Origin of the sequence: Burkholderia sp. Z1, assembly GCF_014893795.1 — a bacterium.
Lineage (GTDB): Bacteria > Pseudomonadota > Gammaproteobacteria > Burkholderiales > Burkholderiaceae > Burkholderia > Burkholderia theae.
In genome coordinates this window covers 1,982,603-1,992,472 of sequence record NZ_JACFYL010000002.1, presented here as the reverse complement: position 1 = coordinate 1,992,472, position 9,870 = coordinate 1,982,603, and the positions used below count along the sequence as shown (strand labels likewise).

The window sequence follows — 9,870 nt, the reverse complement described above, 5'->3', positions numbered from 1 at the left end:
GGATCTGAACGATCAGTCGGCGAGCGGCTGCGGCGCACGGCGCCGCTGCCAGTTTCTTTCACTGAAATGCAGATAGAGCAGGCCGGGCAGGCCGAGCGCGAGTTCGCGCGCGCGCTTCGCGAGCGACAGCGCGAGCGCCGCGTCGGGCGGCAGGCCGACCAGCGGCGCGAGCAGCAGGTAGCCGCCTTCCTGCGCGCCGAGCGAGCCCGGGATCGCGAAGGCCGCGCCGCGGATCGCCTGGCCGACGCTCTCGAGCAGCAGCGCGTCGAGCCAGCTGACCGGGTGCCCGAGGAAGTGCAGCGCGAGCCACACTTCCGCGGTGCCGACGATCCAGCCGACGAGACTCAGTGCGAACGTCTTCGCGACCTTCGCACGATCGCGGTACAGCGCACCGACCGCATCGTCGATCGCATCGGCCCGGGTCGCGAGCGACGACCAGTCGCGCGGGCCGAGCAGCTTCGACGCAAGACGCATGCCGCGGCCGAACAGCCCGCGCCGCTGCGCGACATAGAACAGCGCGGCGAGGGTGCCGAGCACGCCGGTGGCGATCAGCGCGGGCGTGCGCAGGTGCGCGACCGACTCGTGCGTTGCATACAGGCTGAACGCGCAGATGCCGATCAGCGCGAACGCCATTTGCGCGAGTGCTTGCATCGTCGTGCTGACGGTGACCGCCGCCGCCGCATCGGCCATCCGCGTGCCGCGCTGCGCGAGGTGGCGCACCATCAGCACGGGGCCGCCGATCTGCCCGGCAGGCAGCAGGCTGTTGACCGATTCGCCGACCCAGCGCGCGCGCAGCGCGTTGCCGAGTTCGGCGCCCGGCTGGCCGCGGCGGAACATCACGGAGATCGCGATCGCGTCGATCACGAGCGGCACGACGTGGAACGCGGCGACGAGCGCGAGCCCCCAGCCGGCCGCGAGAAACGTGGACGCGACCGCGCCGACGCCTTGCCATGCGAGGAGTGCGATGAAGAGTGCCGTCCCGAGGGACAGCAGGATCAGGCCGGCGCGTGTCATGACCCGGTCGTGCGTCGCGTGGCCAGTTGCTTGAACACCTGGCGGAAACCGAAATACGCGATCGCGTCCTTCATGTTCGAGATGAAGCGCTTCCACGGCCGCATGCCGGGGTTCGTCACGTATTCGAACGTGAGCGACACGCGCATCTCGTTCTGGCCGAGCGGCGTGATGCGGTGGCGCAGCTTGTCGCCGTCGAACAGCACGATGCCGCCGTCGGCGATCTGCACCGAACCCGGTTCGTCGGCCACGTCGGGGTTGCGCGTGTGCAGCTCGTAGTCGAGCCGGCACGACGATTCGTCGATCACGCCGATCAGCAGCGTGTAGCGGCGGCCGTCGTAGTACGACGTGTCGTAGTGCCAGCCGATGTGGTCGCCGGGCTTCGTGTAGTAATACAGCGCGTACGCGTGCGGATCGTCGTTCGGCGACAGCATCAGCTTGTCGCCCGTGACCTTCTCGAGGAAGCTGATCAGCGCCTTCGATCGATACAGTTCGGCGATGTACGGCGCCTGCTCGTCGATCGTGTGGCGGCTCACGCTGCCGCCCTGCTTGTGGCCGGGCAGGTAATTGCGGTTCAGGCCGGCCTGCATCGCGCGGGCGGCCGCCGCCAGCTTCGCGTGCGCGTCGGCCGGCAGGAACGTGTCGAGATACAGGAACGACCCCTGGCGCGTGTAGTCGCCGCGCAGGCGGTCGAGGTCGAGATGGCCGACGCGGTCGGCCACGGTGCGATCGGGGTCGGACGCGGCCGCGCGTGCAGGCGCGGGGCGTGCCGGGCTCAGCACGGAGTCGTCGCGCGTGCTAGGAGTCATTTGGAAGCCTGGATTTCAGTAGGGTTCTGCGGGAGGTTGCCGCGGCGGACGATGCGCCACCAGTCGATCACGACCCAGGCGGCGAACAGCGGTGCGCCGATCGACGCCGCGAGCAGGAACGGCTCGACGCCGTCGACGAGCGTCACGAGCGGCAGCAGGTACAGCACGTCTTCGGTCTCGAAGCCGCCTGCGAATGCCTGCTTGGTGCCGGCCTTGCCAGCGATCGATTCGATCCGCATGCGCAGGAAGAAGATCAGTGCGACGGCCGCACCGGCCACCGCGCCGAGCAGCACCGGCGACGCGGCCATCTGGCCGCCCTGGGCGACGATGCCGAGGCCCATGCTGACGAACAGCGCGATCGTGACGAGCGCGTCCGCCGCGAGGTCGTAAAAATGGCCGATCTTGCTGGTTTTACCGCTGATACGTGCGAGCTCGCCATCGGTGTGGTCGACGAAGTTCGACAGCACGATCAGGAACGCGCCCGCGTTGCTCCAGCCGAAACCGCCGTGCGCGAGGCACCAGGCGCCGGCGAGGCCGATCAGCAGACGCAGTGTAGTGAGGTGATTCGGGGTGACCGGCGTATCGACGAGCGGTCGGACAAGCGAGCGCGCGAGCCGCGCATCCCAGGTGCGTGGCAGGGGGGGCTCGGAGCGTGTGGCGGTTTTTCTTTGGTCCATCGGCGAAATATATACGGAATTGTAATTTGTTGCTTTTTATTCAATCAATGTCCTGACATACAAGAGTGTTACCGCGTCCTGTGGGTGTCGGCCGGTCGAAAACCGCGCATGCGAAAGGGCAGGCAAACGGGGCGGCCGCACCCGTATTCCAGTGTGGTTCGCATCGTGCGGGTGTCAAGGGCGGACGGGCCTCCGAGGCCGGCGCGGCGGTTATTTTCGCGCATGCCGGCGGGCGGCGCGCGGCGCGTGCAACCTTGACCTGCGTCGGGCCCGGAACAGCCGCATCGGGCGACAATTGGCCGCGCCGCCAGCGGGTCGTCGATTGTTGATGGACAGGCGATAAATTTCAATGGAAATCCGCCGATTAATGCGCACGGGTTGGCGATCGTCGGCCGACCATTCGATCGCGGCTTTCGTGCACCTTTCGTGTGCATTCGGCGCATGCGGATCGCCTGTCACAGAACGGTCGTTCGATACCCGGCAAATTCGGTAAGGATCTTTTGCATTCAGCGGACATTTCGCGGCGATCGCCTCTGCGATACTCCGACCGTGCCTGTGGTGCCGGCCGCCCCGAGCGGCCCCAAGGGCTTCATGTCGCTCCGGAGACACCCCCGCGACGTCAACGACAGACCAAATCGTCAGAAACCAGCCATGTCTTCATCACGCATCCTCGCTCCCGCCCTGCGTTCGCTCGTCCGCACCGCCGACGAAGCCGCCGCGCTGATCCGTCCCGGCATGACCGTCGCCATGAGCGGCTTCACGGGTTCCGGTTATCCGAAAGCCGTGCCGGCCGCGCTTGCCGCCCACATCGACGCGGCGCACGCGCGCGACGAGGACTTCCGGATCAACGTGCTGACGGGCGCGTCGACCGCGCCGGAACTCGACGGCGCGCTGGCCCGCACCAACGGCATCTCGATGCGGTTGCCGTACCAGTCCGACCCGACGCTGCGCGACAAGATCAATAGCGGCGAAGTCGACTACCAGGACGTCCACCTGAGCCACGTCGCGCAATATGCGTGGTTCGGGCTGTACGGCGATCTCGACGTCGCGATCGTCGAAGTCGCGGGCATCCGCGAGGACGGGCTGCTGATTCCGTCCGCATCGATCGGCAACAACAAGACGTGGCTCGAACGCGCGAAGCACGTGATCCTCGAGGTCAATGCGCGCCAGCCGCTCGGCCTCGACGGGATGCACGACGTCTATTACGGCACCGCGCTGCCGCCGCACCGCAAGCCGATTCCGCTGACGAAGAGCGACGACCGGATCGGCGAGCCGTACCTGCGCTGCCCGGCCGACAAGATCGTCGCGATCGTCGAGACCGACGCGCCGGATCGCAGCAACGCGTTCTCCGCGCCGGACGAGACGTCGAAGCAGATCGCGCTGCAACTGATCGACTTCCTGCGCCACGAAGTGAAGCGCGGCCGCCTGCCGGAAAACCTGCTGCCGCTACAGTCGGGCGTCGGCAACATCACGAACGCGGTGCTCGCGGAACTCAGCTCGGCCGGTTTCTCGAACCTGACCGCGTACACCGAAGTGATCCAGGACGCGATGCTCGACCTGCTCGACGACGGCACGCTGAGCTTTGCGTCGGCCACCGCGCTGTCGCTGAGCCCGGCCGCCGTGCAGCGCTTCGCCGACGAGATCGCGACGTTCCGCGAGAAGATCGTGCTGCGCCCGCAGGAGATCAGCAATCATCCGGAACTCGTGCGCCGCCTCGGCTGCATCGCGATGAACGGGATGATCGAGGCCGACATCTACGGCAACGTGAACTCGACGCACGTGATGGGCACGAAGATCCAGAACGGTATCGGCGGCTCGGGCGACTTCGCGCGCAACGGCTACCTGTCGTGCTTCATGTCGGCGAGTACCGCGAAGGGCGGCGCGATCTCGCGGATCGTGCCGATGGCGAGCCACGTCGACCATACCGAGCACGACGTCGCGGTGGTCGTCACCGAGCAGGGCCTCGCGGACCTGCGCGGCCTGTCGCCAAAGCAGCGCGCGCGCAAGGTCATCGCGACCTGCGCGCATCCGGATTACCGGCCGATGCTCGAGGATTACTTCGAGCGCGCGTCGCACGACAGCTTCGGCAAGCACACGCCGCACCTGCTCGCCGAGGAGCTGTCGTGGCACGAGCGCTACGTGCGGACCGGGACGATGAAGGTCTGATGCAACCACCCGCAGCGGGCGCGCGTCGCGTGCGCCCGCCGTGATCGTCAATCCATCGCCGCGTGCGCGACATCGACGCTCGCCGTTTTCTGCGGCGGGCGGATCAGCAGCAACAGCGGAATCATCAGCAGCGTCGCGACGAACATCAGCTTGAAGTCGTTCAGGTACGCGATCATCGTCGCCTGCTGGTTGATCGTGCTGTCGAGCAGTGCGAGGTCGAGGCGGCTGCCGGACATTGCCTGTACGGCCGGGTTGAACGGCGTGATGTGGGCGGCGAGATCGGCGTGCGAGACCTGCGTGTTGCGCGTCATCAGCGTCTGCACGATCGAGATGCCGATGCTGCTGCCGATATTGCGCATCAGGCTGTAGGTGGCCGTGCCGTCCGCGCGCAGGTCGGGCGCCAGCGTCGAGAACGACAGCGCGCTCAGCGGCACGAACACGAGCCCCAGCCCGAAGCCCTGGACCACGCCCGGCCACACGATGTCCGATTCGGACAGCACGACCGTGTACTGCATCATCTGCCAGAGCGCGAGCGCGGAAATCGACAGTCCCGCGAGCAGCAGCACCCGCGCATCCACGTATTTCAGCAGCCTTCCGACGAACAGCATCGCGATCATCGTGCCGGCGCCGCTCGGCGCGGTGACGAGGCCCGTCGTCGCGACCGGGTAGCCCATCAGGTTCTGCAGCATCGGCGGCAGCAGCGCGCGCGTCGCATACAGCACCGCGCCGACCACGAAGATGAACAGCGTGCCCGTGGCGAAATTCGGGTCGCGCAGCAATTCCGACTTGAAGAACGATGCCTTGCCGACGGTCGCCGTATGCACGAGGAAGAACGCGAAGCTGAGCGCCGCGACGAGCGCCTCGATGCGGATCTCGTACGAACCGAACCAGTCGAGCTGTTCGCCGCGGTCGAGCATCGCCTGGAACGCGCCGATCGCAAGCGCCAGCGTCGCGAAGCCGAACGCGTCGAATTTCACGTGCGGGCGCGGCGCGCGCGCGGGCAGGAAGGTCATCACGCCGGCCAGCGCGAACGCGCCGATCGGCACGTTGATGAAGAACACCCAGCGCCAGTTGTAGCTGTCGGTGAGCCAGCCGCCGAGCGTCGGGCCGAGGATCGGGCCGACCATCACGCCCATCCCCCAGATCGCCATCGCCTGGCCTTGTTTCTCGCGCGGGTTGATGTCGAGCAGGATCGACTGCGACAGCGGCACCAGCGCGGCGCCGAACACGCCCTGCAGCAGGCGCGCGCCGACGATCTGCACGAGCGACTCGGCCAGCCCGCACAGCGCCGATGCGACCGTGAAGCCCGCGATCGAGACGATCAGCAGCCGCTTGACGCTGAGCCGGTCGGACAGCCAGCCGGTGAGCGGCGTCGCGATCGCCGCGGCGACGATATAGGAGGTCAGCACCCACGTGATCTCGTCCTGCGACGCGGACAGGGTGCCCTGCATGTGCGGCAGCGCGACGTTCGCGATCGTGCTGTCGAGGGTCTGGATCAGCGTGGCGAGCATGATCGACAGGGTCAGCATCGGCCGGTTCAGGGCGGGCGAGGCGGGGGCGTCGGCGGCGGGGTTCAAGCGGGTGTCTCCGTGGGGCGGTCGCCGTGGGCGGCGATCCGGCATGGCGCCAATTATAAGCATGCTTATCATATATGCGCTTATCGCTGGAGCGCGAGCCGCGGGCCGATGACGGCTTGACCCTATAATCGGCGGATGGACAAGACCTACGAGAGCCGGATCGGCTACCTGATTTCAGACGTGGCCCGCCTGCAAGGACGCCTGTTCGACCGGCGCGCGAAGCGCATCGGGCTGACGCGCGCGCAAAGCCGTGTGCTCGCCTACCTGACGTGGAAGGGCGAGATGAATCAGGCGCGGCTCGCCGAATGGCTGGAGATCACGCCGATCTCGCTCACGCGGCTGCTCGACCGGATGGAAAGTTATGGCTGGATCGAACGCATCGCGAACGACGACGACCGTCGTGCGTTCGTGATCCGGCTGACCGACAAGGCGCGCGAGATATTTCCGCAGATGCTCGAAGTCGGCGATACCGTCACCGACGACGGGCTGCGCGGCTTCACGCCCGACGAGCGCGATACGTTGGTACGGCTGCTCGGGCGCGTGCGCCACAACCTGATCGACTGCGGCGGGGAGTGACGCACGTGGCCATCCGGGCGCGCCGGGTGGCGGGATCGAAAACGACGAGAACGGCGGGAGACGGGGCACCGGCACGACGCATCGCAGGCTTCGGCGATGCTCGCAAGGCGCCCGCAAAGCCGCATGTTCAACGGCCCAGCGCCGCGAGCGTGAACGCCGCCAGATAGAGCCCCACACCGTACGACAGATGCGTGACGATGCTGCGCCGGCGCGCGACGCCCGGGTGCGGCGTGCGCGATGCCGCGATGCCGAAGCCGAACGCGGGCTGCATCACGAAGAATGGCACGACCACGCTGGCGAGGCCGGCGACGAGCGCGGGCAGCGGCGTCGGCGTGCCGATCCACGCCGTGCCCGCGATCGCGACGGGCAGCGCCGCGAACGCGATGCCGATCGTGTAATGCGCTATCCAGCCGAGTGCGCGCTCGCCCGGCACGGGCGGCGCGGCGACGATCGACACATGCCGGAACCGTCCACGCATCATGTGGCCGATCCAGCGGCCGACCAGCGCGTAGTCGAGCGACGGAATGCCGAACGCACGCCGCCGGAACAGCGCCCACAGATCCATCATGAGCGTGGCGCCCGCGCCGATCAGCAGCAGGTCGAACAGGATATCGGTCGGGCTCATCGCGCGCCTCCGCAGTGGACGGTGACGGCGACACGGCGCAGCGGAAGGCGGGTCGGGTTCAGCGGTTTCATGATGGTCCGGGCTTGTCTTTACAGAGTCGAGCGACTATCTTGCTACCTCAAGTTCACTTGAGGTCAAGCATGAGCCGTCTGGACATTGCGGAGGTCGCGCGTCGCACGGGATTGCCCGCATCGACGCTGCGCTACTACGAGGAAAAGGGGCTGATCGTCCCGATCGGTCGGCACGGGCTGCGGCGGCAATACGACGAGTCGGTGCTGGAGCGCCTGGCGCTGATCGCGCTCGGCCGCGAGGCCGGTTTTTCGCTCGATGACATCCTCGCGATGGTTGGCACCGACGGCCGGCCCGCGATCGATCGCGCGAAGCTCGACGGCAAGGCCGACGAACTCGATCGCACGATCCGCCGCCTCGGCGCCGTGCGCGATGCGCTTCGCCATGCGGCCGTGTGCCCGGCGTCGAACCATCTCGAATGCCCGTCGTTCCAGAAGCTGCTGCGCATCGCCGCGCATCGTCATCCGGTGCGCCGCACGAAGGCGGAAAGCGCTTAGGCGGTCGGCCCGCGCGATGCGTGTCATTGGCGGGATGCAGGGGAGGTCCGGAGGCAGGGTGGCGCGCCGTGCTACACCAGCCCGGACGTCGCAAACAGGAACAACGGGGTTGCCGCGTGTGGTTTTTCTTTCTGCTTTACGTGCTTCCGGCCGCGTACGCGGCATCGAAGGTCGGGCCGCATTACGGGTTTCTCGCCGGGTTCGCGACGCTGGCCGCCGTGCTGGCGACGCAGACCGCGCTGCTGACGTGGGGTGCGGCCTGGGTGAAACGGCGGCGCGCGGCTGCGGCACCGCCCGCGGCGATCGTGCCGGCCGACATCCTCGAGGCCGAGCCGGATGACGAGCCGGACGTGCGGCTGCGATACGGCGAGCATGCGCGATTCAAGCAACTGGTCCTGGTGGCCGACGACACGCGGCTCGACGTCACGCGCCGTTTCTACGACGAGTTGAAGCGGGGGATCGAATCGTTCGTGGAGATCGACGCAGGTCGCGACGGTTCGGGCGCGGCGATGGTCTCGGCGGCCGAGCTTGCGCCGGCGGACGACACACTGACCGTGTTCGTGTCGAACGACGGTGCGTGGTCGGGGTTTCGCGTCGGCGACGACGGCTTCCGGTTCCGCCACGGCGCGATCACGAGACTGCAACTCACGCTGGTGATGCCGCTGCGCTGGGTGGGCGGCTACATGGTGACGTTATGGTTTGACGTGCCGAACCGGGAAAGGGCTGCCGAATACGTGTCGCATTCGACGTTGTTCGATCTCGATCTGGAACATTCCGATCGTCGTTCACGTGCGCTCACTCATGCGTGTCGCGAGATCGCGTCCGTGCTCGACGCGGCATTCGACGTCAGCGAAGCCTCCGACGCATGACTCATCCCGCGTAATACACGCGGCATTCCCTCTCGCGCCCGCGCACGATGCGCTTGCCGACGAGCGAGCCGAACGTTTCGGTGAAGACGGTGCGCTGATGCTCGCACTGCACGGCGTCGTAGAAATAGAGCGACACCCAGTCCGTCGGGCGGCCGGCTTCCGGCGTGCGCGCGGCGGCCAGCAGGCACAGCGCCGTGAAATGCCAGCCGCCTTTGGTCATGTGCATCACGGGCGGCGGCACGTAGCCGTCCGCGTTCAGGCGCCGGTGCGCGAGCGTCGGCAGTACGCCGGCGGCCGCCTTGTTGCGGTACAGGCGGTCGATGTAGAGCAGCAGTTCGACCGGCGGTTCCGTGCCGGGGCCGGCGTCTTGTGCGTGGCCCTGCCAGCGCCGGCGGCGGGTCAGCACGTCGTCGAGCGCGCTGCGGATGCCGGCCGCGCGCCGCGGGCCGACACCCGAGATCGTCTCGAGCTGGCCGTTGCGGGCCGCGCGTTCGAGCTCCTCAAGCGTATCGATATGCAGCAGGTCGTGAATGCGCAGCGCGAGCCCGTGGCCGATGCCCGGCACGGCTTCGAACGCGGAGGCGCGTTCGGCGTCGCCGCACAGACGGTCGAGCTGGCGCCAGCGCCCGGTCACCAGCAGCTCGGCGATGGCCTGTGCAACACCCGTGCCGATCTCGGGCAGCGCGCCGAGCGTATCCACGCCGCCGGCCTCGAACAGCGTGCGGATGTCGTGGTCGAGCGCATCGACCGTATCGGCCGACGCGCGGTACGCGGCGACCCGATACGGATTCGCACCCTGGTCGGCCAGCCGCTGAGCGGCCTCGCGCAGGCATGCCGCGATATGCCGGTTTTCCTCGTACGTTTGGCTGATGGTCGTCTGCATGGCGCGGGACCTGGGGAAGCACAAACGAAATGGACGCGGCGAGCGATGCGCCGGTCGGCCTTTGACCATTGTCGCGGTACGCGATAAACAAAACTTGACGCACGTCAATGG

10 protein-coding genes are annotated in these 9,870 nt (G+C 67.6%); 4 read left to right on the top strand and 6 right to left on the bottom strand.

The genetic code is table 11. The features are described 5' to 3' along the window. Positions 1-12: 12 nt before the first annotated feature. The 3 genes from H3H55_RS25915 to H3H55_RS25905 are packed head-to-tail and all read right to left on the bottom strand — an operon-like array spanning position 13 to position 2,497. A complete protein-coding gene (locus H3H55_RS25915) occupies positions 13-1,014 on the bottom strand; it encodes an HpnL family protein (RefSeq protein ID WP_193100780.1) in 1,002 nt (333 codons plus the stop codon). Further along, positions 1,011-1,820, bottom strand: a complete 810-nt coding sequence (locus tag H3H55_RS25910; RefSeq protein WP_129517138.1) for a 2OG-Fe(II) oxygenase — start codon at positions 1,818-1,820, stop codon at positions 1,011-1,013. The genes H3H55_RS25915 and H3H55_RS25910 overlap by 4 nt, the downstream gene beginning before the upstream one ends. After that, the gene (locus H3H55_RS25905; protein ID WP_129517139.1) at positions 1,817-2,497 is read right to left on the bottom strand and encodes a CDP-alcohol phosphatidyltransferase family protein; all 681 of its coding nucleotides are present in this window, start codon (positions 2,495-2,497) and stop codon (positions 1,817-1,819) included. Before H3H55_RS25905 ends, H3H55_RS25910 begins: the two co-directional genes overlap by 4 nt. A 651-nt stretch (positions 2,498-3,148) precedes the next feature. Between H3H55_RS25905 and H3H55_RS25900 the strand changes: the two genes are divergently transcribed. Further along, positions 3,149-4,663, top strand: a complete 1,515-nt coding sequence (locus H3H55_RS25900; RefSeq protein ID WP_193100779.1) for an acetyl-CoA hydrolase/transferase family protein — start codon at positions 3,149-3,151, stop codon at positions 4,661-4,663. Between the two features lie 47 nt (positions 4,664-4,710). On the opposite strand, the gene H3H55_RS25895 is transcribed toward H3H55_RS25900, so the two are convergent. Further along, positions 4,711-6,240 (bottom strand): DHA2 family efflux MFS transporter permease subunit, encoded by a 1,530-nt coding sequence (locus tag H3H55_RS25895; RefSeq protein WP_193100778.1) that lies wholly within the window; start codon positions 6,238-6,240, stop codon positions 4,711-4,713. Between the two features lie 135 nt (positions 6,241-6,375). On the opposite strand from H3H55_RS25895, the gene H3H55_RS25890 reads away from it, so the two are divergent. Continuing rightward, positions 6,376-6,816 carry a MarR family winged helix-turn-helix transcriptional regulator gene (locus H3H55_RS25890; RefSeq protein WP_193100777.1) on the top strand — a complete coding sequence of 147 codons (441 nt, stop codon included), beginning with the start codon at positions 6,376-6,378 and terminating at the stop codon, positions 6,814-6,816. A 127-nt stretch (positions 6,817-6,943) separates the two neighbouring features. On the opposite strand, the gene H3H55_RS25885 is transcribed toward H3H55_RS25890, so the two are convergent. Beyond that, on the bottom strand, positions 6,944-7,441 hold the full coding sequence (locus H3H55_RS25885) for a DUF2938 domain-containing protein (RefSeq protein ID WP_193100776.1): 498 nt from the start codon (positions 7,439-7,441) through the stop codon (positions 6,944-6,946). Positions 7,442-7,581: 140 nt separating this feature from the next. Here H3H55_RS25885 and H3H55_RS25880 point away from each other — a divergent pair, with 140 nt between their 5' ends. Beyond that, complete coding sequence (locus H3H55_RS25880) at positions 7,582-8,007, top strand: helix-turn-helix domain-containing protein (RefSeq protein ID WP_193100775.1); 426 nt, start codon at positions 7,582-7,584, stop codon at positions 8,005-8,007. Positions 8,008-8,123: 116 nt separating this feature from the next. Further along, positions 8,124-8,876, top strand: a complete 753-nt coding sequence (locus H3H55_RS25875; protein ID WP_193100774.1) for a hypothetical protein — start codon at positions 8,124-8,126, stop codon at positions 8,874-8,876. Between the two features lies 1 nt (position 8,877). On the opposite strand, the gene H3H55_RS25870 is transcribed toward H3H55_RS25875, so the two are convergent. Next, entirely contained in the window at positions 8,878-9,759 is an 882-nt protein-coding gene (locus tag H3H55_RS25870) for a helix-hairpin-helix domain-containing protein (protein ID WP_193100773.1), read from the bottom strand. Positions 9,760-9,870: the final 111 nt, after the last annotated feature.